Genomic DNA, 26,009 nt, shown 5'->3' on the forward strand with positions numbered 1-26,009 from the left:
CTTAGCAATCATGCGTATTCAGTTTTGAAGGAATGAGGCGAAAAGCTGTATTCCCGATTACTTGTAAAAGTAATGGAGAATGCAGCTTTTTTTGTTGTGTAATAAGTGTGACCGTGCTGAACGAATGCACGGTTTTTTTGTTTTCTTTTTTTGTCCCTCTATTCTCCCCTACGCTAGAAACAATGGAGAGGAGGGGGAGAATGTCTATACATCCGCTACGACTATTGGCTATTTTGCTTTTCGCTACATGTATAGGTGTAGCGACCTACATCATTTTGAAGCCACATCAAGTGACCTATATACAATTGCGATCAACGGTGGAAAAAGAAAGTGGTCAATTACTTGAAGCGAGGGATATGGAGCCATTAACACTGAGACTGGGAGGGATCTTTCAACAACCCATTGCCCCAGTTCCAGGTTTAATTCCATGGGAAGAAGGACAGAGCTTTGTCGGTTTAGCATTTACCCGTCAAGTGAAGGGGGGCCGACCGTTATTGCAAAGTGATTTGGAGCAAAAAAGCAAGGCGCAAGGCAGCGGAGTGATATCAGAAAAAATGACTGGTATGAGCATTCCCGTAGACAATGTAGCAGGAGTTTCACCGCATATATCAAGCGGAGAAAGGGTGCATGTCTATGCTTCCTTTGAAGATGAGACAGGAGCACATTCTGGACTCCTATTGCAAAACATGCCGATCATTGGCGTTCAACGCGAAATGGAAGGTGATCATCCCAATCTGGTGGCTGTTACTCTCTCCCTGACACGTGATGAGGCTGTTCTGCTAACACATGCACTTCATTATGGAAAAATCAGATTAGGCTTGGCAGCGGTGAGGGATGGGGGAAATCCGGGAATAGGTGACGCAAAATTCGCTGCAGAGTTAATGAAGACGAAAACACGCTGGGGTATTCAAAAGGAGGAGCATGAGTGAAAAGGCGTTTGCTCATAGTAGATGATGATCGAGATTCGGTTCGCTTGTTAACGGCTCAACTTATCAACAGCAAATGGGTAGAAGTATGCGGGGAAGCACTCGGGGTGGAAGAGGCATGGGCAAAGTTACAGGCAAACCAACCACATTTGGTGTTGTTGGGTGGTATAAAAGGAACGGAAAGAGGTGTGCTGTGTCAGCAATTTCGGTTGGCCTTTCCTCATCTTTCATTTATTGCTGCTTGCTCAAGTAATGAACTGATGTGGGAGCCGTTTTTCCGGAACTTAGGCTTATGGGTTATTGCCAAGCCCATCGAACCAGGGCAAATCGAAGCGTTAGCCATGATGATACAACCTCAAGGTATGATAGCAGAAGCCGTGCCACAACAACACCAGTTTGTAATCCAGGAACAAGCCAGGAGTTACCCGAGCCAGCCGCCGCCCTCATTCTCCGAACCGATCACAGATAGACCAGTTCCTGAAATGACTCGTCCGAAGCAGCTTATTACTGTTTACGGTCCAAAAGGTGGCGTAGGAAAAACATTTATTTCTCGTGAGCTAGCTATTTTCTTTTCCATGCAAAAAAACGAAGGTCTTCCATTGCGGGTAATTGCTGTTGACTTCAATCTTGATCTCGGTACTTTTGCGACTACCTTGAATCTTCCTCGTACCCCTAATCTTTTTACGTGGGTAAAAGATCTTGATGATCAATTGCATTCGTTTATTCAGAGTCAAGGAAAAGACCCCTATGCCATGAGCAGCGAGGAATGGCAGGAATACGCGCAAGCCTTGCCGTTATCTCCGCAACAAATCGAGAAATATATTGTTTCTCATCCTGATACGGGATTGCATGTACTTACCTCCCCCCGTGATATTCGGCAAAGCTTTGAAATCCGTGACTATCATTTATATCTGATTCTCGAAACGTTAAAACAAAGCAACTACGACGTCATTCTGATCGATACGGCACCTGATACAACAGATGCAACGATTCAAGCTCTGTTTTTTGCAGAACATGTTGTGATGGTGGGAAATCCGGTGGTAGACTCCATTGAAAATATTCAACGATTGCTAAAACTGTTGAGAGAAGCAGAGTACCCTGAAGAACGCATTCAAATTTGCATGAATCGTTTGCAGCGGAAAGAAATGTTTACCTTAGATGAAATTCGCGCCTACTTCCAACTTCACCCTAGCAAAAAAATATTTTCGATACCTGACGATGTGGAAGTAAAAAAATCGATTAACACAGGAACGCCGGTTATGCTCCAGTTAGGGAGAATTCCGGCCAAGGAAGCCATTGAGACACTAGGAAAAGCACTGTTTCCCGTAGACGGGGAGCAAGTGAAGGCTACTTTAAAAGAGAAACAAAAAGAGAAAACATCTCTCTTTAAGTGGTTATGGGGATGAGGGAGGGTGTCATGTTCGATAAAAAACAGTTACTAGGTATTTCTAATCAAGTCCGCACAGCGCAAGAATTTCGATCAGCGGGGAGGGGAATGGCGGGAGTTCCTTCGACGCTTCATGAAAAAATGCAAGCTCCAGATCACGAACGGACGAATGAGAAATGGGTCGGGGCAGATCGAGAAGCATCAATTCGTACCCAGATTGTTGAGAAATACGGAAAACGATTATGGGAAGAAAAGCATTCCTCTCTCTTCTTAGATGAGCTGACGACAGATATTCGAATGCTACTGGAGTCGCAAACCACATTGACATCCATACAAATGGAAGCAGAAGTAAAACGACTGCTGCATTCTTTGACGGGTTGGGGGCCATTAGACGCTTTATTAGAGGATAACGACATCACGGAGATTCTTTTTCATCGCTATAACTATCTCGTCATTGAAAGAAAAAGCACTGGTCGTCTTGAATCGCCGGACATTGCTGTTTTTCGAGATGAGGAAGAGCTGCTGCGCTTATTGGAACAAATTGCAGCGACAATGGGGCGTGAGTTTAATGAAACAAAAGCAGAGTTGCATACACAACTTCCAGACGGTTCCCGGGTTGCCGCTACGCATCGCTCTATTTCTCCCGATGGTCATATGCTCACGATCAGAAAACATCGTGAGCTACTCAGCGATTCCGACTACTTGCGGTATGGTTCCATTTGCGAACCGATGCTTCTCTTTTTAAACAGAGCAGTCCGTTTATCTCGTGCATCTGGCATTGTCAGTGGAGGAACAGGCTCAGGCAAGACACACATGCTCAATCTTATCTCCCAGTATGTTCCTGATCATTTAAGTATGATTACGATCGAGGACGTTTTGGAGATGAAGCTTCAGCATCCTTTTGTGCGCAGATTTTTAGCGAAACCTGCAAACTACGAGGGGAAAGGTGGGTTTTCGATCAAGGATTGTGTTCGTTTGTCCTTGAGAAAGAGGCCGGATGTCATTATGGTCGGTGAGACGCGAGGTGGAGAAATCGTAGATATGCTATGGGCGATGAATACGGACCACCCTGGTAGCTGGAGTACAGCGCATGCAAACTCACCGCGAGCCTTGGTTGATTCAACATTGCCCATTTTATTCGGAAAAGCAGATGAAGGGTATAGTGCTGAGGAGCGCAATTTAATGATCGGTTCAGCACTGGATCTGATTGTTCAAGTAAAACGTTTTGAAGAAGATGGCAGTCGCAAGGTGGTCGCGATAACGGAGGTAGTGGGGACGGGGCAATCGCATGAAGAATGGATAAAACGAGCTTGCAACATTAAACAGGTTCTCCCTGATCGGGTGTATTTGCAGGATATTTACGTGTACGAAGCAACAGGGGTGGAGAATGGGAAAGTAAAGGGTCACTTCAAATGGACAGGCTATCGCCCAGAGCGACTTATTAAGCGATGGCTAGAGAAAGGACTGTCGCGAGAGGAGATTGAGCAAGTCTTTTTCACCACACCAATACCGCTATAACCGCTATAGGAGGGGAAAGCATGGACATTAGCTTACCTGTTGCGATAGGGATGGGGATGGCCATCACGTTACTGATCATGCCCAACAGCTTGTATTTGCGAGAGCCGACGGGGAAGCACGAAATCGTAGAAGTGCTGCAACAGGACAGAAAAACAATTTGGCAGCAGTTTGAAGAGAGATTGGCAAAATCACGCTCAGGGTGGGGGGTAGACCAGTATGTGACCCTCTCTTTTTTATTGGGGATCGCGTCCTTTGGTGTGAGTAGTCAGATCTTGCAGTCTTGGTGGATGGCATTGCCTGCTTTACTCGCAGGGATTATGTTTACCGAACGGTTGGTGAGTGTATGGGGGGCTCGTCGCAAGGAAGATTTCGAAGCAGGCAATGTAAAAGCAATTCGTCTCATGGCCAGTTCTTTACGTACTTCACCATCGTATTTGCATGCGTTTGAACAGGTAGCAGCCAGTCCATTTTTATCTGAAATCGTATTAGAGGAATACAGGCGTGTTGTAGAGTTATTGCGGGCACAAGTCCCGTTGGAGCACGTAATGAATCAATTCTTTGAACGTACAGGATCAGCGGATGTGAAATATTTAGCGACGATTGTCCACATTCAACGTGAAATGGGGGGAGATATGGCCAAAACGCTCGATTTGGCTGCCTCCTCAATATTGCGCCGCCGACAGTCGCTCCGTAGACAAAAAGCAGCTATGGCTCAGATCGTGGCACAAGTGAATTTACTAAGTGTCATGCCGTTTGTTTTTGTCACTGCGTTGTACGTGAACAATCCGAATCATTTTGAACCACTAACGGCCACATTGGGGGGAAGGTTGCTTATTTTGGGAAGCTTGGCTTCTATTTTGATTGGGGGAGAAGCAATCCGTTATGTTGCGCATAAAAGCATAAGCAGGGGAGCATAGGAGAGGGTGCAATGTTCGTTCTTGTTATTAGCATAGTGGTGAGTGTTGCTATATTTCTGTATGGGCTACCGTCTTGTGTGAGTAAGGGAGAACCATTCTCCGCCACACTTTTGGGTAGGATTGATTCCGAGAAACAAGCCAAGCTTGAGCAATCGTTTCACCCAGGGAGAAAAAAGTGGACACTGGTTCGAAGCTTGGAGAAAAACCAGGTACTGCTACAACACTTCTACAAATGGACCGGTGTCGATAAGAAAAAAATAGAGGACACATTGGCGCGTCTTGGGATCGATATAAGCCTGACAGAGATTGTTTTGTACCGGCTCATCAGTATGTGTTTCATTATTTCATCTCTATCTTCATTGTTAGTGAGCATGGTTAACGGTGAACAAATCGGTATGGTGAATGGGCTTCCCTTAGCCTCTAGCTTATTTTTGTACTTGTTGCCGAACATGCTGCTAGATTGGGCGGACAAGAGAGCAAAAGCTGAAATTCGAGAACAGGTCCCTATTTTTTTCAGCATTGTGCAATCGTTGGTGGAAGCAGGCATGCCATTGCAGCAGGCTATTAAGCAAACAGCGAGACGTTTTGATGCGAGACTTGGCAGAGAGCTTGCGAGCTTAGAAATGGGAGAAAAAAGGCATGGGAACTGGAGAAAGGCGCTTGAAGAGCTGGCCTTTCGGTGGGAGGTAGATTCGTTGACTACCATCGCGTTGGAGATGAACGAGGCGATGAAAAAAGGAGTTAGCATATCACAAATGTTGTCTGTCCAAGTAGAGGAGCAAGTGAGACAACAAGAAGACGAGGCCGCTACCCATATGAATCGGTTAAATATCAGGTTATTGCCTTTTGTCATTTTGTTAATGGGCCTGCCGTTGTTGTTCTTGGTGATGGGTCCTGCATTCATCGGCATCGGAGAAAGCTTGTAGAAAATCAAAAACAAGTGCATGTAAATATTTTTGCGAGAGGCACTGTCTTTTGGCAGAGTGAAAATAGAACCAAAATCTCAATGAGGAGTGAATGGGATGGGAGCCATCGCAGATTACGTCAAGCGTTTCTGGTATGAGGAGGACGGTGTTACGATCGTGGAAATGGTCATTATCATCGCCGTCATCTTGATTGTGCTTATTCCGACACTGACACAACTAGGTACTGCCGAAGACGAGAAGCTGAAGGAACTGCAAGAAAAGATAAGCAAATGACAAACGTAGCCCTGCTTGTCGTGTTAGGAGCGGCAGCATGGATGGATTGGAGACAAAGGAAAATACCGAATGCTCTTGTTTTTCCGGCTATAGCTGTCGGCTTATGGTGTCAGTGGGAAGGTGAATTATTAGGTGGAGCATTGTTAGGTGTGGCAGGAGCCTTTTTGTTGACAGTTGGTCCCGTCATCTTAAAAGGGATGGGGATGGGGGATCAAAAGCTACTGATGGCTGTTGGTGCATGGACGAGCTGGAGTGTGGTGTATTCTTTGTTTTTGCATTCCATTGTTTTGTGCCTGATTGTTATGGTGTTTTATCCGCAAAATTGGGCTCGCTTACGCAGCAATTTTCAAATCATAGCAGCCGGATGGACGGCTCATCGACAAGTATGGCTTCCAGGCAGGGAAAGAACAGCCTTTTCATTCCCCTACGCGGTATATTTGTTGGGTGCTTTTGTGTTCCAATCCGTACGAGATGCCATCGGAGCAAGCGGATGATTAAACGAATGGGGCGAGTGATACGTGCGAGGGTGAAAGAGGAGCGAGGCAGCCAAATGATTGAGTTTATTTTGGTGTTTCCTTTAGTTTGGATCTTGATCGTATTCTCCTTTGACCAATTCAGCATGATGTACAACAAGCAAAAGGCATTGGCGGCTGCGTATGAGGCAGGGAGAATTGCTGCAGTGCAGCCCAATTTCGGTTTGGCCAAATTTCATGCGAAAGAGCGAGGCATATCGGAGTTAGCACAAGGTATCGGAGTCCTTCACAAAGATGTGCAGCTGGAGCTTGATGGGAACGGTTGGAGAAAAGGTAGTCATGTAAAAGCTGAAGCAACAGTTTCATTTCGGCTTCTCTCTACGGGGGAATTATACGAGATATCCGAAAGCTATCACATGATGGTTGAAAATGCGGAGGAGAAGCAATGAAGGATCTGTTGCACCATTTTTTGATTCGAGTGAAGGAAGAGCGCGGGGCAACAATGATGACTGTGCTCTTCTTTCTCTTCTGCTTGGGCAGCCTGCTCTCTATCCTGTTATTTTTGGAGCAGACAGATTATCTAAAAATGAAGATGCAACATACAGCAGATCTGATTACCAAAGGAGCACGTGCGGCTGGAAAATGGGAGTATGTGGATTCAAACGGTGATAAGCAAATCAGATTGTTTGCGACAACGGAAGAAGCTGATCGGCGTGATGCAGATATCATTCGCGGGGCGCGTGAAGAAGCGGGGATTCTTTGGAGATTAAACAGACCGAATCTGGAAGGGACAAGTGATGAGGTCTCTGTCATTCACCAAAAAGGTGAACGTCCTTATTTGTACTTGCAAGGAATCTATCATTTAGAAGTAAAGGTTGAAAAGTATATACCTGTATTTTGGGATGAGCTTTTCGTAAAAATGAACAGAGTCTCCCAGTCTGGAGTCTATGAATAAAGTCACAATTTTGAACAAAGGTACTGTTATTTTTGTCCTAATCCCGCGTGGTAATTTAGTAGTATATTCCAAAAATGGGGATAGGAGTGAGATAACAGTGCCCTCAAAAATACTCGATCGGTACAAACGAATTCTTAACGGAGAGCAAAAGCGTTTTTCTCCGTATGAGTTCGAAGATGTACAGTACCGTAAGCAAAAAGTCCAATTAGTTGTTAGATATGCGATTGAGAATGTAAAAAGATGGACTCCAGAGCAGGCGCGACGTGAATTGAGCTTGCAAGATATCAAAGAACTGAAGCTGCATTTGGTGAGAGAATTTATTGAGCCGCCTATCGAGGCAAAGGCTGAGGATGTGTATTATTTCGTTGAATTTGCTTATCCGTATTTACCTCGACTTTCAGAAGAACAACGAGTGCTATGGGTTTACCAAGAAGTGCTTTCAGGCATAAGACGTCATTTTCCCCCAGCTTATTTTCAGAGCATAAAGGGTGAGGAACGGGCAAAAATATGCGTCGACTATATGTGCAAGCATCTACTAAAGCTGGCAGATTTGCGGCAACTGCCAAGTATCTTCAGCAAAACAGAGAGAGCATATACGCTCCTGAAAACATATAAACTCAAAATTCTCGTCGACACGCTCTACTTTTCACCGTTTGATATGGTTACTGAAATGTATCCCGAACTTAGTGATCCCTCTTATTGGGAAGATTTATAAAAATATTTGCACAACCCTGCTGTCTTTTTTTACGGTAGAGATAGTTTCATAGGCTTATAAGCAGATGAAACGGCCGTACTCTACAGGTGAGAGAAGGAGGCGTTGCGTATGGCAACAGTAGAGGCTCACCAGAAAAGCTCTGCATCCGTGGAGCAGCTTCTAGGGCGAAAAGTACGCTACCAGAAGCACAAACCCGGCAGATATCTTTCAGTGGAAAGAGTTCCGCAGGGAGCGTTCCAGATCGAATCCGTACATCGATTTGGAGACAGAGTAGTACTCAATGACGGGCTCGTTGTAATGGAGAATGCTCCAACCGTCATGGAGCGCGGGGGAAGGATTGCTCTTCTTTTCGCGACCGGAGAAGAACTTTACTTTGTAACTGAGTAGGTTCTCTTAATCGCCTTGCACGGGTGCGTGTGAGGCGACCCATTAAGCGGAATGCCTGGTTTATCAGGCTAAATAAGAATCGACGAGTCGCGAATACTGTTGCAGAATGTCTATCGTTCTATAAAAAGGAAAATGGGGGTATTTTGACGTGTTGGCAAAGAGTGCAATCGAATTAGTCAACCGCTGCTACGAGGAGACAAACAAGCTGACATTGTTGTCATTGGAAGTGTTTAAGGAATCCTTTATTGCTTTTGTTTTTGGAGATTACCAGGAAGAGTTTATGGTTCAGTATGATCTGGAAGAGTTTTATGAGCATCTGAATCAGCTTCAGTTATCGAATTGCCGGAGAGATTTTGATCGAGCAGTTGAGGAATGGTACATCACAGAGTATGGAAGCGGGTATAAAGGCGTCAATTATCATGACATTTTGTTTACGCTAGTAAAGGAAGCAGTCGTTCAATACCAATCGCCAAATCGGATAGCACTCATCCGAGACGTAACCAAGCTCCTTACTATGCCAAATGGATTCCTCGCTCGATGGCAAAATGGGCAGATACGTGAGCGTCCAATCCCTACATATTTTAAATACTTGATGAAGCTGGGAGTACGCACACACGAAGATATTGAAACGTTGGTAGATATGTGGTTGGTAGAGTACCCAAACGCATTTAATAAGAAGCAGCAGGAGCTATTTGCCAATCCACCGAGAAGAGGAAGACCTAACAACGTCGAGCTCGCTCTGTTAATCGAGCTAGCCATGAAAGTGAGACCAGAAATGACAGCTCAGGAACGGGAGCGGCTGCGCAAAATATACTATTACCATCGCAAGTCCCTCACTGTTCGAGAGATGGTTGAGAAATTTGAGAAATACATTGCAAGTAAAAATAAATCAAATGATTCCCAGGTGGGATAATCATGTTTCACCAAATGAGCCGCTTTGTCTCCAGGTTCCGTGATTTAGAGCAGGAGGAGTTTTCACAGTCTATTGAGGAAGAGCGGCAATGGAGAGTACTTAAAGAAAAGCTTGCTTCGCCACAAATAGTTGAACAACAGGAGTCGTATCAGCGTAAATGTATTGCCGTTATGAGTTTGTACGCACAGGCTGGAGCTAGTTTTCTTGCAAGTAACCTAGCGTATGCTTGGTCAGGAAAAGGCGTCCCTGTCACCCTTTGTGAGTTACCAAAAGTGACTTCCTATTATTATTTTGCACTTGATTTTGAACGTAGAGTTCGACAACAAGTAAGAGATTCTCCTACATCATCGCTCCTCATGCAGAATAACCATCTTCGCATCCAGATAGAATCCCCAGCACAACTTCAGCACGAATCTTCTCAAACAGATACAGCCAACTGGTTACTACGGATATGTAAGGATAGTCCCATAGTTGTCATTGATGTTTCTTCCAACTGGAGTGATATCCACTCCAAACAAATTTTTGAGCATGCCGACGAAATATGGGTAGTATTTGATGCAGATTTGGCTAGGCTTACCCGTTTGTTCCTGGTAGATCCAGCCCCTGCTTGGTGGAAGACAGAAAGAAGAAAAATAAAAATGATAGCAAACAAGTGGAATAGCCAATTGTCTCGGTCAAGTATCCTGAAAAAAGTAGAAGGAACACTCTCCCTATGGGATCAGCAGCCAGGAGCTACACAGGTAACGAACTTGATTCCGTTGATGGATGGAGAGAGAACAGCAATGGCAAGCGCCAAAGCCAATCTACTATTGGAGCTTTTCCCGGAGGAAGAGAGTGAGTTTCAGTCATTGATTCATGCTTATAAAGGAAGGATGTTATGAAGAAGCAAACATTACTTGTCATTTGCTTGATTTCGTTTCTGCTAGCAGGGTCGTCCTTTTATGCAGCGACTCAATATATTGATGCGATGGCTGCAGAAAAGCTGTTTGCACCAGTTGTAAAGGTAGCAGCAGGGAAAGAAATATCAGCCTTCGAGCCAATTACACATGATGATGTGGTACTGGTACAGGAGGAGGTGGATGAAATCCTTCCTGGTTCAGCGCGTGATTTGGATACCGTTCTGGGGAAAAGGAGCACACAGACTATATACGAAGGCGAGCAATTATTAATGGAAAAGCTGACAGATTCGCAGCTTTTACCGGAAAAAGGGAAGGCGCGCTACGAGTTTCCCCTACTATCCATTCATCCTTTAACGGAATTACGCAAAGGCGATCATGTGAAAATTTGGGTCAAATACAAGAATCTCTCGGAGCTACAGGACTATCCTGCACCATTGCATTTTCGAAAAACAAATGATACGGCAGATTTGTTATTTGAAAGTCAGCTTGTAAGCGTGAGAGACAGTAATGGTATCGAGATATATACATTAAAGCCGAGCTTGTTGCCATCGCCTGATCAGATGGATTCCATCTTTCATGGATCACGAGAGAAGCCGTTGCAGAATGGCGAAAAACGATATCGCGACTATCGGTTTCAGCCAACAGCACTACCTGCTTTTATCGGCTTTAATTTGACAGACGAGCAGTATGTGATAGTAAGCGAGGCAATGTCATATGGGATGCTTCAGGTAGGTCATATCATGGGTTCAAAGGAGCAAGCATCATGAAAATATTAGTTTGTTATCCGATGAAGTCACTCGCCAAGACGTATATGCCTGTGTACAGTGATGTGCTGGTAGCAGAGTCGGCGGAGGAGTTTTCACGGCTTGTGCAGCTTTATATGCCAGAAGCTGCCGTGATCTTTTCCGAAATGTTCAACTCTCCCGTATGGGAATGGCTTCCGGCCCTGAAAGCACAACTCCCGACAAACTCACCGTTAATTATCGTTCCTCTGTATCGGGATGAGAAGATGATTGAGCAGGTAGCGGAGGAGTCCGGGCTAGAGCATGTATACCTGTTATCAGCCCATTTATCACAAGAAGAAATACGTCATCAAATCAGTCTGATTCTAGGCCTCGTGCAAGAGTGCTCAGATATCGGATCGTCAAAAGAAAAGGGGCTCGTTTACGCTTTAATGAGTTACGGAGCATCTGGCATTACTACCTTTTGCATTAATTATCCTGTCATACTAGCGAGGCAGCATCCAGAAAAGCGAATTGTCGTACTTGATATGAATGACGCTAAGCCAGATCTAACACGTTTCTTCAAACTCCAACAACATCAGTTATCTTTATTTCGTCCTGACTTTTTCGATATACAAACAACTGCCAAGCGTAATTGGAGCAATGTCTGCAAACAGAGCGCGCACTTGCCCAATCTGTATTACGCACATGCAGCTAGCAAATGGAAAAGCTCAGAATTAAGTAATCTAATTAGTGTGTTTCGCATGCAATTTGACTATGTTTACGTCGATTGGGGTTACTGCTTTCCTGAGTCTGAGACTCTACAGAGATTGCTCCATACCGTTGACCGCAATCTATTATTCGTGAGAGCTGATCCCTTTAGTATCGAAAGTGCCAGAGAGTGGCTTCATAAATGGAGAGAAAAAGGAGTGAAATGCGAGGTTCTGCTCAGTCATTTAGATCCTGGGCAACCCTTTCGAATAGGGGAGGATGTTTCTGTCTATGGTGTGGTACCACGCATTTCGGAGAGCAGGCTCATGCAATCTCATCAGAGCTGCAGTGTATTAATAGAAGAGCTTTTTCCTCCCAAATCGTACATCAACAGTTTGAAGGAAATTGCTAAGGCACAATATATGGATAAAAGTGCGGTGTTTTGCTGATGAGAGGGATAGAAACAGAACATCGGGTTAGATCGGATATCCAAACCATCGAGGACATTAAACAAGCAGCAAGAGATTATTTAAATCATTTTGGCAAAACGCGAGAAGAGAAGCTAGAGATGCAACGAATTCTCGCTTTGGCAGAACAGGGAGATCGTGATAGTCACAATCATATTATTCTTCGCTTACAGCATTATTTTGAGGAAGTCCTCCAACGACCAGTAACCGAACAAATTTTGCCGTATGTCAACGGTTACGAAGGACTCACCTTTTCTACATACGGGTGGGGCATACTCGATGCCGTCCTCCATTTGTCTCCGTGGGTAGAGGAAGTGCGGATTTCTGCAAACCGCAACATTGCGTACCTGGAGCAAGGGGTCAAAAAATTTCTCTCTTACACACCAAGCTGGAAAGAGGTTGAAACTCTTCAACAAAAGCTGACCAATACAGCGGGTCTTTCTTTTAACGAGAAAAAACCTAGATTGAGCGGATACTTACATTCACTAAAAGCGAGACTGACCATGTTTACTTTCCCCTATTCCAGAGTGCCGACCATTCTGGTTAGACGATTTACAACGCCCGCTTTTTCGCTCGATCAACTCCGTACACAACAACAGCCAGCCTTCGATGAAAAAATTCAATGGCTATTGGAACAGCAAGTGTACGGACGCAGCAATGTGCTGGTTATTGGACCGATGGCTGCAGGGAAAACAACGCTGATGATGTGCATGTTGAAGCTGAAGGACCCTCAGACAGAATATATCACGATCTTTGAGAGTGAACACGAGATGCGATTTGGTGATATTTGGACAGGTGAAGTGATTGAACTCCAAAACGTGGAGGAAATCGGCATTGAACTAGGGTATTGCTTCAAAGATATGTACCGATCAACAGCAAATACGATATTGATTGGAGAAATTCGTGAGCCTATAGAAGCGTACCATTTTATCAATGCCGGAATCAGAGGGACGGATGCTACAATCGGAGCGATGCACGAGCGATTTGCTCATAGAGCTTTACATGATTTGACTGATCTTGTTTATCAATATGGGGGGCGGAGTGTCGAGTTGACCCAGGAGCGGATTAGCAGGGCAGTCAATTTTGTCAATTCGCTTACGTACCGCAACAACGGTCACCGTTTTATTGATGCCATTCATACGACAGAATGGAATTCATCTTTTAATCGAGTCGACTCTATTCCCCTCGTAGGTCGCAACATGCAGACGGGAGCTTATGAATGGACGGGGAAGCATCTGAGCCCACATTTAGTTGAATACATGTGTTACGTCGGTAAAGCAGACATTGAAGTGTTGAGAGAGCTACGTCTTACCGATATAGGCAGGCAGCTATGATTTACACATTTCTTTTCCCGGTGTTTCTATGTCTTTTCGCAGGATTTCTGTTTCTCGGCATACACCTGTACAAGGGATGGAGAAGTCCACGTGTATTCTTCCCGCGTACGGTTGAGGTATGGAGAGAGAAATTTTTAAGGCATTCTACCCGACGCTTGATGTATGAACGCTTTGAGCGATGGTGTCAAATCGTGGGAGGTACACCAGAAGGGTACTTAGTACTATCCATGACTGGCGGGATAGCGGGATTCATCTCGGGCATTTTACTAGGAAATATGATTGTATCATTGTCTCTTTTTCTCTTATTCATCTTGCTGCCAACACTGGTTCTATACGCACGCTATACAGTACAAATGAATAAAAAAATCAGCTCATTCTGTCGTTTCGTAGAGTTGTTTGCCCGTTATTATAACAGTCGCAAAAACATCGTCCTTACCTTTCGCGAAATGATAGAGGAATGTCCCAAAGAGTTATTGCCTGACCTTCTTCTGCTAAACAATAGCCTTTCCGATGGGGGGCACTCGGTTGCTGCCGTGGAACAGTTTGCGCAGAGACTGGACCATCCGTGGGCTTTTGATTTTGCAACGTATATTTCCAGTGGCTTGGAAGGAGAAACAGAAGATATACAATCACCTCTAAATCGGTTAACGAATGAGATGTTTGTACAACAAGATGAAAAGCATGAGCGTGATAGTGAAATATACTCCATTTGGATCAGCCTGCTTATCGTCATAGCGATTTGCATTTGCTTGATCCCCTACAATCAAGGGTTGCTTCAAGATTCCTACCGTCTCTATTTCTACACGCCAGATGGACAAGCAATATTATCGATTGCTGCGACTGTGTGGACATTTTCGATCCTATTGGCGTTTATTTGGGGAAGGAGATATCGCTAATGCCAATGCTAATCATGTATACCTACCTTGGACTAGGCGCTCTATTTGTTTTTAGTGCAACGTTTCTGATCGGGAAGTATTTGTTTCACAAGCAAAGGCCCAAGCTGTTTGTTTCCGGAATGTGGTGGGAAAAGTGGGAGCAGGCACTCAAGCCAGACGAAGACGACAAATGGGAGCAGTTACTTTCACGAGCAGGAAGGCCTTTTGGATGGGGAAAACCGGAGTGGGTGTTTCTGCAATTGTTGACTGGAAGTACCGTTTGCTTCCTGATTCTTATGTGGGTCATCGTAAGTCGAATGGAATCATTTCCACTTCTGTCGATGTGCCTGACATCTACAGGGAGTTATATGCTTCCGTACATGGGCTTGAAGATGTGGGCAAATCACAGGGAAGATATGCTGAGCACAGATATCGCCAGATTTATCAATCGCTATGTGACCCTTCTAGAAAATCAGGTGCCCATTTACAATGCCATGGTCAAGGCAGCAAGACCTACTAGAAAGCTAAAGGAGTATATCCCTACTTTATCTGAGTGGAACAGAGACTCTAATGAAGCACTTGAGAGCTTTAAACGCAAAATTGGCGTCGACGATGGAATTATTCTCGTATCAAGTATGCGTACAATCGAGACGCTGAGCGAAGGACAAGTAATTGCAACTATGCAACGAATGGAGTGGGCTGTCGATCATCGCCGAATGTTCCGTCATCGAAAAAAGATAAAGTCTTTGGGGATCGGCTACACGGTCATTGTCTACCCGGCATTTTACATGGGGTTATTAGTGGCCATGTTTCCTTGGTATAGGCTGCTTACAGAAATTCTGGATAAATATTTGACCTGAGGAGGAGAAACTCATGACCAAGCTATTATCTATCATCATGTGCATCGTTTTCTCTTTAGGAATAATCGTTTCCAGCCTGTCCGAAATAAACACATCGGTAGTAAAAGAGGACGGGCTGAGAGATCGAGCAGTTGGGTGGATCGACAAAGCTATACCTTAAATCACGTTTGAGAAAAGGGGAAATTCGAGATGTCGAAAATGTTTTTTATATTTTTAGCATGCGTCATGGTATTAGGGATCGGTGTCAGCAGCTATGGCAATGAGTTAAGCCCTGCGGCAAATGATTCTGCTGGGAGCATTAACCAATCCATCACATCGCTGAACTACGATACTCGAAATGAAAACATCAACTTCAGGATGCAAAACGGCACATCCTATACGTCGTCAAACTAATGCTGCACATCCACGTTCTTCTGATTATTTCTATTATGGTAGGGAGCTTGTGCGCGGTGCTTTGGAATCTCCAGCCAGAGGAGCAGCTTAAACAAACACAACAAGAAAGGGTGTATCGAGCAGCGACAGTCATCTTCCATTAAAGAGGGGTTGGCGTTTCTAAAACGATGGTTAAAGTAAAAGTCTTTCTTATTTGTTTACTGGTCCTTCTATTGATCACTTCCGCATTGGGAGCTTATCACCTGTACGCAATGGAAAGGGCGATTGCCCGTGGAATCTATGCTGACTTACTAGATGATATGCAGGACATCGGGTATTTGGAGCCTACGTTAGCAGATTACTATCTTCTTAGAATGAAAGAACTGGGGTGGGAAGTGACAGAGGATGCGTTTGCTGGGAGCTGGCCTAGAACCGAGAGTGAGCGAGCTCGCAAAGAGCGGCAGGAGGCGATTACCTTGTCGGTTACCATCCAGCCTTCGAAAGTGACCCAATGGTTGCACAAGTTTGTAGAGGGGGATACATCCTTTTCCTTTACGGGAAGCCGTCCGTCCGAATACTTTGATCCAGGGTGGTAGCGCATGAATAAAATGATTAGCATTTTGGCTGTAATGGCTATCGTTTTACCTTTGACGGTAGGTCTGCTTCTCATCGGCCCACAAAATCTCCTTTCGGCATGCACGCAGTTTTTCGGCGATTTACTCGCAGAAGTAACGCGTTTTGGTACGGGCTAATGGGTCAATTAATCGCTGTGATTCTGAACATTATGGTTATGCTACTCGTTCCATTGGGACTTTTACAGGTACATACGGTCGTTCAGGCAAGAAACGAATTATTGGAAGTGAGCGCGGCAGTTACGAAATACGTCAGCAACCACGGGGGGACGAGTGAAGCCAACTTGCAACAAGAGGTTCGGGCATTGATCGCCCGGGAGCTGACAGCGAAAAAGTTTTCCGTTCCAGATCAGGAGCTGTCTGTCAGTGTCACTCGCACTCGTTCACTTGATCCCGTTCTATGGAGCCACGAAGATGAGTTTGTCGTGGAGCTGGCTATTCAATACCCCCGTTTTACCTCATGGATTCCAATGCCAGCTGACTCTTTGCAAGTTCAAAGAACAGGCACAGTGAACATCATGGACTACGATCTGTAAAACTCCCTCCCGTTAGGAGGCTATCGTTACGGGTATAAACATCTTTTCCATTTCTACGATGCTGTTCTTTTTGCTGGTAGGTATGTTTATTGTAGACGCAGACATCGCCATGCAGAAAAAAACAGAAGTGAAGATACTCCTGGAGTTGTCTAATCATCACGCCACCTTTGCTGTTGATCCAGTATTGAAAACAGAAGGTGTGATTGATCTGCTTGAAGACGAGGCTCTTGAACGTTTTGATGACAGAATGCACGAGAATGGTGGCTACCGTCGTGAGCAAGCCATGTTCGTCCCTCAAGCAGACAGTGTGACCACTGATCCTATTCCTTTCACGCGCCATTATGTGGATTTCCGTTCGTGGCGCAATGACCACCAATTACGCCTACAGTACAATGGGACAACCCTCGTGACAGAGAGAGCAACGAAAGGGCCAGCTCGTCCGGGAGGCGGAATGCTGCAGATTACCGTCGTCACTGAGCGAGGGGAGGAGCTACAACTCGCACCGAAAAAAATGGTCGGTCCATCCCATGTAGTAGTTGCCTTCATCGACGAACGACCGTTTCTGCCGATGCTGCCGTCACATTCGTTTCCAGTCGTATCTGTAGAAGAACTGAAAGATTAGTCAGACTTATTTACAAATTGCGAATTCTTCTGGTACTATGTAGGAAAGTGCTTACCCAGCTTGCGATTGTGAGGAAGTCGTTCTCCGAACATCCCGTTTGCCGGTCCGTGAAGCATAGTAAAAGTGGGGTTATTGATTTGTTTGATAAAGATACCATTTATATCGTAGGCGATGCACAGTCCTCTTCGAACAATCCGATTACACAGCAATTCAGTGCTTTTTTTATCGGATTGGTTGTCGATACTTCCAACGACAAGATTGTAGATGCGGCCTGTTCCTCCACTGTCCAACTGACGTCTGACTTTGCTCGGTCGATCTTTATCGGTCATTCGATTATGGCGTCGGAGGAAATTGGCGAAGAGATTCGCTTTCGGTATTTTGGATCTTCTCAAAAAACATTGATCGCAGCGTTTAAGGACGCGCAAAAGAAGTACAAACAAGCAGTTTCCACGAGAAATAAAGCCACAGTCACCAAATGAATACACACGCTGCTTTATTTATTCGTATGCACGGCATACACGTAAGTAAAACCCAGCAAATGCCATGATTGCGTGCATTTGCTGGGTTTTTTGCTTATTACGAGAGGTCATTCCCTGCCAGCAACTTGGTTTTACGGATTTTTGATGAAAAGGAGGAGAGTCCTTGCTATCTTTTGTCTTCCGCAGATTTATCTCCATGATCGTGACGTTATGGCTCATCATTACCCTCACCTTTTTCCTGATGCATGCCGTTCCAGGATCTCCTTTTGAAAAAGAAGGAAAGGCATTAAACGACGCGGTTGCCGCCAACCTCAATGCCTATTACAACCTGGATAAGCCACTCCTTGTCCAATACGGGCTGTACTTGCAAAAGCTGGTGCAGTTTGACCTTGGGCCATCGATTGCCAACAGCTCGGATACGGTCAACAAAATGATCGCCCGTGGATTCCCCGTCTCTTTTCAACTCGGTCTGATTTCTGTCGTTTTTGCGATCGTCACCGGTATCGCGCTTGGTGTGATCGCCGCGCTACGACATAACCGTCTCATTGATTACCTTGCCATGATTATTGCTGTTATCGGGATATCTGTTCCCAGCTTTGTTGTCGCATCCTTATTAATCAAATATTTGGCGGTCGAATGGAAGCTGTTGCCGACCGCAACGTGGGGTTCTTGGCAGCATGTGATTATGCCAGCGCTTGCATTGGCGTTTGGTCCGATTGCGATTATCGCTCGTTTGACTCGTGCCAACATGCTGGAAGTGTTGACCCACGAATATATTGAAACCGCTCGCGCAAAAGGGCTGTCTCCGGCAACGATCGTGTTGAAACACGCACTGCGTAATGCGATTTTGCCTGTCGTCACGCTTTTAGGCGCACTGATTGCCAACGTGTTAACAGGAAGCTTTGTGATCGAAAAAATCTTTGCGATTCCTGGGATGGGCAAATATTTCGTGGCTGGCATTAATAACCGTGACTACTCCGTCATTATGGGAACGACTGTTTTCTATAGCGCACTTTTGATTTTTCTGATGTTTGTCGTCGATGTACTGTACGGCATCATTGATCCACGAATTAAGCTGCATCGAAAGGAGAGCGAAGGATGATTGTTTCTGATGATTTATTTATCCCCATGCGCAAAGACAACCTCAATGCGGAAGCGATTGTGCGACCTCAACTGACGTTTTGGCAAGAAGCTTGGCTTCGCCTCCGAGGAAACAAGCTGGCCCTGATGGGATTGGTGGTTATTATCTTGCTTGGGGTTATGGCTACGATTGGACCGATGATCTCTGGTCATGAATACGCCAAACAGTCGATTATTATGAAAAACAAACCGCCTTCTGAAGCGAACTGGTTTGGAACCGATGATTTTGGCCGCGATGTGTTCACACGTGTTTGGTATGGTGCTCGCATTTCCCTGTTTGTCGGTTTGATGGCAGCACTTATCGATTTTTTCATTGGTGTCTTGTATGGAGGAATTGCTGGATATTTGGGAGGACGAATCGATAATATCATGATGCGCTTCGTCGACATTTTGTACGGCCTTCCTTATTTGTTGGTTGTGATTTTACTGATGGTCGTGATGGGGCCTGGACTTTTGACCATTATTATCGCCTTAAGTGCGACTGGCTGGATCGGGATGGCACGGACTGTGCGCGGTCAGGTCCTGCAAATGAAAAACTCCGAGTACGTACTGGCGGCAAAAACAATGGGGGCAAAACCTTTCTACATCATTCGCAAGCATCTGTTGCCCAACACAATTGGTGTCATCATTGTCTATGTCACGTTATCTGTTCCATCTGCAATTTTTTCAGAGGCGTTTCTGAGCTTCCTTGGTCTTGGCATTCAGGCGCCAATGGCTAGCTGGGGTGTGATGGCCAACGATGGACTCTCCACCATTTTGTCCGGTCATTGGTGGCGGCTCTTTTTTCCTGCTTTCTTAATCTCGCTGACGATGCTTGCGTTCAACGTGCTCGGTGATGGCTTGCGCGATGCGTTCGATCCGAAGTCAAGGAGGTAGGCAACATGGATAAAACGGAAAAGCTGCTGGAAGTCAGCGGGCTTCGGGTGACATTCAAGACGCATGGCGGTGAAGTAAACGCTGTTCGGGACGTGAACTTTACCTTGAACAAAGGAGAGACACTGGCGATCGTTGGTGAATCAGGCTGTGGGAAAAGCGTGACAGCGAGGAGTATCATGCGTTTAATCCCGGAGCATATCGGAAAAATCGCGGGTGGAAGCATTCATTTTAAGGGCCAGGACCTGGCAAGGCTGCCGGAAAAGCAAATGCGCGAGCTGCGTGGGAAAGAAATCTCTATGATCTTTCAAGATGCGATGACGTCGCTCAACCCGACAATCACTATTGGTGAGCAGATTATGGAAGGAATCATTCGCCATCAAAAGGTCACCAGAAGCGAAGCCAAGCGGCAAGCGATTGAAATTCTCACCTTGGTTGGGATCGCCAATCCAGAAAGTCGTCTCAAGCAGTACCTCCATCAGTTCAGTGGCGGGATGCGTCAGCGGATCATGATTGCGATTGCGCTTGTCTGTAAGCCGTCCATTCTGATTGCGGATGAGCCTACGACAGCGTTGGATGTAACGATTCAGGCGCAAATCATCGAGCTGTTCAAGAGCATTCAGCAAAAGACGGGAGTCTCGATCATTATTATCACGCATGATTTGGGAGTCGTCGCCAAAATTGCGGATCGGGTCAATGTCATGTATGCCGGAAAAGTGGTAGAGTCCGGACCTGTTCGCGACATTTTTTACAATCCTCAGCATCCGTATACCAAAGGCTTGCTGGCGTCGATGCCTCGTTTGGATGCGGATCGCTCTATTCCGTTGAGCCCGATACCTGGAACGCCTCCAGATTTGTTTCGTCCGCCAATTGGCTGTGCATTCGCTGCGCGCTGCGACTACGCGTTGGAAGTATGTCGGAATTACCAGCCTGCGGAGAGCCATGTCCATAGCAAACACGCGGTTTCCTGTTGGTTGCAGGACCCACGAGCGAAGAAATTGCTGGCGTCGATGCAGCCGCCAACGGGGACCTGATTCATAGCTATCGAGGGCAGTGGTCAAGCCCGGCTTCATTCGTGTAAAAGAGGGTGTCGACTGACGGCGCTATCCTTTTACGTCATACAAAAAATAAGGGGGAAGAAACAGTGAAAAAACTATCAACATTGTTGCTGACGGCTACGCTGGGTGTGTTTATGCTCATGGCTGGATGTACATCGGGTCAACCAGCTGCACCAAGTGAGCCTGCACCAGGCAACACAGCACAGCCAAACGCTCCAACGCCAGGTGATCAAGCGGCAAAGCTTTTGCTTTTGAACAATATCAAGGAACCGACGTCATTGGACCCTCCAATTGGCTTCGACGAGCCGTCCTATAACATTTTGAACAACCTGATGGAAGGATTGACCCGCCTGGACGAAAACCAAAAGCCTCAACCAGCGGCCGCTTCCGAATGGAAAATTTCCGAAGATGGAAAAACCTATACCTTTACCCTGCGTGACAACAAATGGTCCAATGGTGAGCCGGTAAAGGCTCAGGACTTCGAGTTCGCGTGGAAACGCATGCTTGATCCTGCACTGGCATCTCCGGCAGCATCCCTCGCGTACATTATTGAGGGGGCGGAGGCATACAACAGCGGTAAAGGATCGGCGGATGGCGTAAAAGTAAAAGCGGTGGACGACAAGACATTAGAGGTGGTTCTCGCTCAACCAGCTTCTTGGACGATCCTGCTGGCATCCAACCCAGCATTCTTCCCTGTACACAAAGCAACGGTTGAAAAAGATCCGAAATGGGCAGCAGAATCGGCAAGCTTTGTTGGAAACGGACCATTCAAGCTGACAGAGTGGGCGCATGACAGTGAACTGAAAATAATGAAGAGCGATACCTACGGGGATGCAGCAAACGTAACGCTGCCTGGTGCCGTTTGGAAAATGATTGATGACGAGAATACCGAGTATCAAATGTTTACGAACGAAGAGCTGCACAGAACGACCACCGTTCCAGCGGACATGGCAGACCAATTGTTCAAAGATGGCAAAGTATTCGTACGTGATGGAGCAGGTACAGAGTTCTATCGTTTCAATGTAACGAAGGAGCCATTTGATAACGCCAATATTCGTAAAGCATTCAGCTTGGCGATTGACCGTCAAACGCTGGTCGACCTGGTGCTGATGCGTCAACAAAAGCCGGGAACAGGCTTCGTATCTTATGGTTTGCCTGATGCCAACGGTGAGGGCCAATTCCGTGAAGTAGGCGGAGAATTGGTGAACTACAACCCAGATGAAGCGAAGAAGCTTCTGGAACAAGGGATGAAAGAAAAAGGCTACACAAAGCTGCCAGAGGTTACACTCACCTACCGCAGCGGAACGGCTAACGAAAAAACCGCGCAAGCCGCGCAAGAAATGTGGAAGCAAACACTGGGCGTTGATGTGAAGCTGCAAAAAGTTGAAGGAAAAGTTTTGACGGATATGCAAAAGCAATTGCAGTATCAAATTGCTCGTTCTTCCTGGTTGCCTGACTTCGGTGATGCGATCAACTTCCTTGATATTTTCCAATCGAAGGCAGCAAGCAATCGTACGGGCTGGAGCAATGCGCAATTCGACAAGCTAATCCAAGACGCATACAAGGAGCCAGACGATGCAAAACGTCTGAAGCTGCTGCATGATGCAGAAAAACTCTTGTTGGATGAAGCGCCAATCGCACCGCTGTATTTCTACAACACTTCCTTGCTCTCAAGCGACAAGGTGAGTGGTGTACAAAGCTCTTCACTTAGCTACACAGACCTGAGAAAAGCTATCGTGAAGTAAGAAAGAGTGAGTTGGGAGAAGTCATTTCAGGCGGATGAAATGACTCTCCCCCCTTTTTTGTTGAATATTTTAATAGTGCTATAATTTAGTATGTCTATAGAAAAAACAGCGAAAGAAAGCACGAGTGCTGGAGAAGATGGAGGAAAACATGATTATTCAAGCCATCGAAGTAAAGCGAATATCTGTTCCATTAAAAAAGCCTTTTAAAACGGCTTTGCGTACGGTGCATAGTCTGGAATCGGTTCTAGTGAAAATCACCTGCGACAACGGTATGGTCGGGTGGGGCGAGGCATCGGCTACAGTCGTCATTACGGGAGACAGTATCGAGAGCATCGAGTCAGCGATTATGAATACGATGAGACCTCAGCTCGTCGGCTTGAATCTGCTCGCCTATGAACGAGTTTTTCAAACCTTGCATCAATCCATGGTAGGAAATACGAGTGCGAAGGCAGCAGTAGACATTGCACTATACGACCTCATTTCTCAGCGCGCAGGAATGCCGTTGTATCAATTCCTGGGTGGCTATCGTGACCAATTGGAAACCGATTATACCGTCAGCGTGAACTCCCCGAAAGAAATGGGCGAGGATGCGGCGGCCTATTTCAAGCAAGGCTTTAACGTACTGAAAATAAAGGTCGGCAAGGACAATATCGAGGATGATATTTTGCGCATCCAGGAAATTCGCAAATCCGTGGGCAATCAGGTGAAGATTCGTCTTGATGCCAACCAGGGATGGAATGTAAAAGAAGCGGTGCAATCCATTCGCAAAATGGAGGACATGGGCCTTGGTATCGAACTCATTGAGCAGCCTGTAAAAGCGCATGATCTGGAAGGCTTGAAACGGGTAACAGATTCGGTTGATACGCCAATCATGGCTGACGAGAGCGTGTTTTCACCAGCGCAGGCCCTGCAGGTTTTGCAAAACCGTGCGGCTGACATGATTAATATCAAGCTGATGAAAGCTGGCGGCATTTACAAAGCACAATTGATCAACCAATTGGCTGAAGAGCACGGTATTCCATGCATGGTTGGTAGCATGATCGAATCGCGTCTGGCTGTATCAGCAGCCGCTCATTTCGCAGCCAGCAAGAAGAACATTACTCGCTTTGATTTCGATGCACCGTTGATGCTTTTGCACGATGGCATAGAAGGTGGCGTAACGTATGAGGGCCGCTTGATGCGCATGCCAGAAGAGTTTGGACTCGGTATTCGTTCCGTCAGTCTTTGGGAGGGGGAGAATTAAGATGAAATCTGCCATTGTTTCTGTCTCTGTCGCCACTGTGTGGACCAAGCCGGAGTCGCCGCGTGATATTGACCAAGTGGCACTCCAATCCCCGGTGGATGCGCGCAATTGGCTCGCTTCCCTTACTGTAGAAGAGAAGCTTGGTTTTTACGACCAAAACGCGATTCAAACACAAGCGTTGTACGGTACGCGCGTAGAGGTAGTCGAGGAGCAAGGCGAATGGTCGCAGGTTCTGATACCTGATCAGACTACGAACAAAAACGCAACAGGCTATCCGGGATGGATTCCGTCACGTCAGCTAGCACCGTGGTCAGATGCTTTTGAGGTAAAGCAAGACCAAGAGCTAGCGATGGTCACGGCTTCGTTTACCCATTTACATACAACCGATCAAAAACCAGACATGGAGCTTGCCTTTTTGGCCAAACTGCCGCTGATAGAAGAAAGTGTAGAGTGGATAACCGTAGCTACACCGAATGGCACAGGGCTTTTGCCAAAAGCAGATGTACAAATCATCAAAGCAAACGAGCCCATCGAGATATCTGGCAATCGTGGAGAGGCAATCGTAGTAGCGGGCAAGCGATTCCTCAACCTGCATTACTTATGGGGTGGTATGTCCTCTTACGGCTATGACTGCTCAGGATTTGCGTACAACATGCACCGTTCTGTCGGTCTCCAGATTCCACGAGATGCATCTGATCAGGCAAGAGCCGGACAACTCGTGGAAAAAGAAGATTTGCTTCCAGGCGATCTGTTGTTTTTTGCCCATGAAGAGGGGAAAGGCAGAGTTCATCACGTGGGTATTTACATGGGGAATGGCGAAATGATTCATTCTCCGGATTCGCGAAGTGTCATCGAGATCGTCAAGCTGGATGGTTACAAGCTCGAAAAGGAGCATTGCGTCTCCAGAAGATACTGGTAAACGGATAACGGGGAGGAGTGGCCAGATGCAACGAAAGAAGCTGGTCCAGGTAAAGAACCTGACAAAAACCTTTACGTTGGGTAAAGGGCTCTCACTTACGGCAGCGGATCATGTTTCCTTCGATATATATGAGGGGGAAACGTTTGGACTGGTAGGGGAATCTGGCTGCGGTAAATCGACCACAGGCCGAACAATCATTGGATTGTATCAACCGACGACAGGTGAGGTCATTTTTGACGGGCAAAACGTCCATCAGGCATCATCTGCTGAGCGGAGTAAGCTGACACGCCGTATGCAAATGATTTTTCAGGACCCGTATGCTTCTCTAAACCCCCGAATGAACATTGCGGAAATCATATCGGAGGGCCTGCATCTTAACGGGCTATATAAAGGGAAGGAACGGATGAACCGTGTCATCGAGCTGTTGGAGATGGTTGGTTTGCAAAAAGAGCATGCCAACCGTTTCCCGCACGAGTTCAGTGGCGGTCAGCGACAGCGGATAGGGATTGCTCGGGCACTTGCGGTCAATCCTCCATTCATCATTGCCGATGAGCCGATTTCCGCACTCGATGTTTCGGTTCAGGCACAGGTCGTTAATTTAATGAAGAAACTACAGCAGGAACAAAAGCTGACGTATTTGTTTATCGCGCATGATTTGGCGATGGTCAAGCACATCAGTGACCGTATTGGCGTCATGTACCTAGGCAATATGGTCGAGATGACCGCTAGTGAAATTCTTTACGAATCACCGAAGCATCCTTACACGCAGGCGTTGTTGTCGGCCATTCCTGTCCCCGATCCCGATTTGGAGAAAAGCCGTGAGCGCACCATTATCGAAGGTGACGTTCCAAGCCCGATCAATCCACCTAGCGGCTGTGTGTTCCGTACGCGCTGTCCGGTAGCCAAAGCAGTATGCGCCGAAAAGAAGCCTATCTGGCAGGAAGTGGACACCAATCACTTCGTCGCCTGTCACTTGTATCAGTAGTCTTGGGTTTTATCAGAAGATTCGACATTATCTTTTTGCCATCCTCAGTTACTGGGGATGGCTTTTTCTTCATAAACTTTTAACTCTATCGGATGAAAGGGCTTTCATCAACTGTTCGGAGAGGAGAACTGTTAATATTCTGTTAAC

General features: G+C 46.1%; 32 protein-coding genes. All 32 read left to right on the plus strand.

Annotated features, from left to right (window positions below; genetic code table 11):
• Positions 1-200 precede the first annotated feature (200 nt).
• Positions 201-929, plus strand: a complete 729-nt coding sequence (cpaB, locus tag ACFYU8_RS30775; RefSeq protein WP_390307079.1) for a Flp pilus assembly protein CpaB — start codon at positions 201-203, stop codon at positions 927-929.
• The gene (locus tag ACFYU8_RS30780) at positions 926-2,332 is read left to right on the plus strand and encodes a CpaE/TadZ family protein (protein ID WP_390307077.1); all 1,407 of its coding nucleotides are present in this window, start codon (positions 926-928) and stop codon (positions 2,330-2,332) included. Before cpaB ends, ACFYU8_RS30780 begins: the two co-directional genes overlap by 4 nt.
• A gap of 11 nt (positions 2,333-2,343) precedes the next feature.
• The gene (locus ACFYU8_RS30785; protein ID WP_390307074.1) at positions 2,344-3,831 is read left to right on the plus strand and encodes a TadA family conjugal transfer-associated ATPase; all 1,488 of its coding nucleotides are present in this window, start codon (positions 2,344-2,346) and stop codon (positions 3,829-3,831) included.
• A gap of 20 nt (positions 3,832-3,851) precedes the next feature.
• Positions 3,852-4,748, plus strand: coding sequence for a type II secretion system F family protein (locus ACFYU8_RS30790; protein WP_390307072.1), 897 nt, complete (start codon positions 3,852-3,854; stop codon positions 4,746-4,748).
• Between the two features lie 11 nt (positions 4,749-4,759).
• The gene (locus ACFYU8_RS30795; RefSeq protein ID WP_390307070.1) at positions 4,760-5,674 is read left to right on the plus strand and encodes a type II secretion system F family protein; all 915 of its coding nucleotides are present in this window, start codon (positions 4,760-4,762) and stop codon (positions 5,672-5,674) included.
• Positions 5,675-5,770: 96 nt separating this feature from the next.
• The gene (locus ACFYU8_RS30800; RefSeq protein WP_017246982.1) at positions 5,771-5,947 is read left to right on the plus strand and encodes a hypothetical protein; all 177 of its coding nucleotides are present in this window, start codon (positions 5,771-5,773) and stop codon (positions 5,945-5,947) included.
• Positions 5,944-6,441 carry a prepilin peptidase gene (locus ACFYU8_RS30805; RefSeq protein WP_390307068.1) on the plus strand — a complete coding sequence of 166 codons (498 nt, stop codon included), beginning with the start codon at positions 5,944-5,946 and terminating at the stop codon, positions 6,439-6,441. Before ACFYU8_RS30800 ends, ACFYU8_RS30805 begins: the two co-directional genes overlap by 4 nt.
• A complete protein-coding gene (locus tag ACFYU8_RS30810; RefSeq protein ID WP_390307066.1) occupies positions 6,438-6,869 on the plus strand; it encodes a TadE/TadG family type IV pilus assembly protein in 432 nt (143 codons plus the stop codon). Before ACFYU8_RS30805 ends, ACFYU8_RS30810 begins: the two co-directional genes overlap by 4 nt.
• Complete coding sequence (locus ACFYU8_RS30815) at positions 6,866-7,375, plus strand: hypothetical protein (protein ID WP_390307064.1); 510 nt, start codon at positions 6,866-6,868, stop codon at positions 7,373-7,375. Before ACFYU8_RS30810 ends, ACFYU8_RS30815 begins: the two co-directional genes overlap by 4 nt.
• Positions 7,376-7,472: 97 nt before the next feature.
• Positions 7,473-8,090: a DUF4046 domain-containing protein gene (locus ACFYU8_RS30820; protein ID WP_390307062.1), complete on the plus strand. Its 618-nt coding sequence runs from the start codon at positions 7,473-7,475 to the stop codon at positions 8,088-8,090.
• A 108-nt stretch (positions 8,091-8,198) separates the two neighbouring features.
• Positions 8,199-8,477 carry a hypothetical protein gene (locus ACFYU8_RS30825; RefSeq protein WP_390307060.1) on the plus strand — a complete coding sequence of 93 codons (279 nt, stop codon included), beginning with the start codon at positions 8,199-8,201 and terminating at the stop codon, positions 8,475-8,477.
• A gap of 148 nt (positions 8,478-8,625) precedes the next feature.
• On the plus strand, positions 8,626-9,390 hold the full coding sequence (locus ACFYU8_RS30830) for a hypothetical protein (protein WP_390307058.1): 765 nt from the start codon (positions 8,626-8,628) through the stop codon (positions 9,388-9,390).
• Positions 9,391-9,392: 2 nt separating this feature from the next.
• A complete protein-coding gene (locus ACFYU8_RS30835) occupies positions 9,393-10,271 on the plus strand; it encodes a CpaE/TadZ family protein (RefSeq protein ID WP_390307056.1) in 879 nt (292 codons plus the stop codon).
• On the plus strand, positions 10,268-11,056 hold the full coding sequence (locus ACFYU8_RS30840) for an SAF domain-containing protein (RefSeq protein ID WP_390307053.1): 789 nt from the start codon (positions 10,268-10,270) through the stop codon (positions 11,054-11,056). The genes ACFYU8_RS30835 and ACFYU8_RS30840 overlap by 4 nt, the downstream gene beginning before the upstream one ends.
• On the plus strand, positions 11,053-12,171 hold the full coding sequence (locus ACFYU8_RS30845) for a hypothetical protein (protein ID WP_390307051.1): 1,119 nt from the start codon (positions 11,053-11,055) through the stop codon (positions 12,169-12,171). The genes ACFYU8_RS30840 and ACFYU8_RS30845 overlap by 4 nt, the downstream gene beginning before the upstream one ends.
• Positions 12,171-13,523, plus strand: coding sequence for an ATPase, T2SS/T4P/T4SS family (locus ACFYU8_RS30850; protein ID WP_390307048.1), 1,353 nt, complete (start codon positions 12,171-12,173; stop codon positions 13,521-13,523). Before ACFYU8_RS30845 ends, ACFYU8_RS30850 begins: the two co-directional genes overlap by 1 nt.
• Complete coding sequence (locus ACFYU8_RS30855; protein WP_390307046.1) at positions 13,520-14,419, plus strand: hypothetical protein; 900 nt, start codon at positions 13,520-13,522, stop codon at positions 14,417-14,419. Before ACFYU8_RS30850 ends, ACFYU8_RS30855 begins: the two co-directional genes overlap by 4 nt.
• Positions 14,419-15,258, plus strand: a complete 840-nt coding sequence (locus tag ACFYU8_RS30860) for a hypothetical protein (RefSeq protein ID WP_390307044.1) — start codon at positions 14,419-14,421, stop codon at positions 15,256-15,258. Before ACFYU8_RS30855 ends, ACFYU8_RS30860 begins: the two co-directional genes overlap by 1 nt.
• Positions 15,259-15,271: 13 nt before the next feature.
• Positions 15,272-15,418 carry a hypothetical protein gene (locus ACFYU8_RS30865; protein ID WP_167402495.1) on the plus strand — a complete coding sequence of 49 codons (147 nt, stop codon included), beginning with the start codon at positions 15,272-15,274 and terminating at the stop codon, positions 15,416-15,418.
• Positions 15,419-15,447: 29 nt separating this feature from the next.
• Entirely contained in the window at positions 15,448-15,651 is a 204-nt protein-coding gene (locus ACFYU8_RS30870; protein WP_390307042.1) for a hypothetical protein, read from the plus strand.
• Between the two features lie 167 nt (positions 15,652-15,818).
• Positions 15,819-16,226 carry a hypothetical protein gene (locus ACFYU8_RS30875; RefSeq protein ID WP_390307040.1) on the plus strand — a complete coding sequence of 136 codons (408 nt, stop codon included), beginning with the start codon at positions 15,819-15,821 and terminating at the stop codon, positions 16,224-16,226.
• Positions 16,227-16,229: 3 nt separating this feature from the next.
• Entirely contained in the window at positions 16,230-16,382 is a 153-nt protein-coding gene (locus tag ACFYU8_RS30880; RefSeq protein ID WP_390307038.1) for a hypothetical protein, read from the plus strand.
• The gene (locus ACFYU8_RS30885) at positions 16,382-16,798 is read left to right on the plus strand and encodes a hypothetical protein (RefSeq protein WP_390307036.1); all 417 of its coding nucleotides are present in this window, start codon (positions 16,382-16,384) and stop codon (positions 16,796-16,798) included. Before ACFYU8_RS30880 ends, ACFYU8_RS30885 begins: the two co-directional genes overlap by 1 nt.
• 58 nt (positions 16,799-16,856) lie before the next feature.
• Positions 16,857-17,420, plus strand: a complete 564-nt coding sequence (locus ACFYU8_RS30890; RefSeq protein WP_390307034.1) for a hypothetical protein — start codon at positions 16,857-16,859, stop codon at positions 17,418-17,420.
• A 137-nt stretch (positions 17,421-17,557) separates the two neighbouring features.
• Positions 17,558-17,899 carry a DUF3870 domain-containing protein gene (locus tag ACFYU8_RS30895; protein ID WP_012683929.1) on the plus strand — a complete coding sequence of 114 codons (342 nt, stop codon included), beginning with the start codon at positions 17,558-17,560 and terminating at the stop codon, positions 17,897-17,899.
• A gap of 163 nt (positions 17,900-18,062) precedes the next feature.
• A complete protein-coding gene (locus ACFYU8_RS30900; protein ID WP_390307032.1) occupies positions 18,063-19,001 on the plus strand; it encodes an ABC transporter permease in 939 nt (312 codons plus the stop codon).
• 26 nt (positions 19,002-19,027) lie between these two features.
• Positions 19,028-19,915 carry an ABC transporter permease gene (locus ACFYU8_RS30905; RefSeq protein WP_390307081.1) on the plus strand — a complete coding sequence of 296 codons (888 nt, stop codon included), beginning with the start codon at positions 19,028-19,030 and terminating at the stop codon, positions 19,913-19,915.
• A 5-nt stretch (positions 19,916-19,920) separates the two neighbouring features.
• Positions 19,921-20,946, plus strand: coding sequence for an ABC transporter ATP-binding protein (locus ACFYU8_RS30910; RefSeq protein ID WP_390307030.1), 1,026 nt, complete (start codon positions 19,921-19,923; stop codon positions 20,944-20,946).
• 110 nt (positions 20,947-21,056) lie between these two features.
• Complete coding sequence (locus tag ACFYU8_RS30915; protein ID WP_390307028.1) at positions 21,057-22,715, plus strand: peptide ABC transporter substrate-binding protein; 1,659 nt, start codon at positions 21,057-21,059, stop codon at positions 22,713-22,715.
• Between the two features lie 148 nt (positions 22,716-22,863).
• Complete coding sequence (locus ACFYU8_RS30920) at positions 22,864-23,958, plus strand: dipeptide epimerase (RefSeq protein ID WP_390307026.1); 1,095 nt, start codon at positions 22,864-22,866, stop codon at positions 23,956-23,958.
• Between the two features lies 1 nt (position 23,959).
• Complete coding sequence (locus ACFYU8_RS30925) at positions 23,960-24,877, plus strand: C40 family peptidase (RefSeq protein WP_390307023.1); 918 nt, start codon at positions 23,960-23,962, stop codon at positions 24,875-24,877.
• 25 nt (positions 24,878-24,902) lie between these two features.
• Entirely contained in the window at positions 24,903-25,862 is a 960-nt protein-coding gene (locus ACFYU8_RS30930; protein WP_390307021.1) for an ABC transporter ATP-binding protein, read from the plus strand.
• The last annotated feature ends 147 nt before the right edge of the window (positions 25,863-26,009 follow it).

This window comes from Brevibacillus sp. NPDC003359, from assembly GCF_042878995.1.
In the GTDB taxonomy this organism is placed as follows: domain Bacteria; phylum Bacillota; class Bacilli; order Brevibacillales; family Brevibacillaceae; genus Brevibacillus.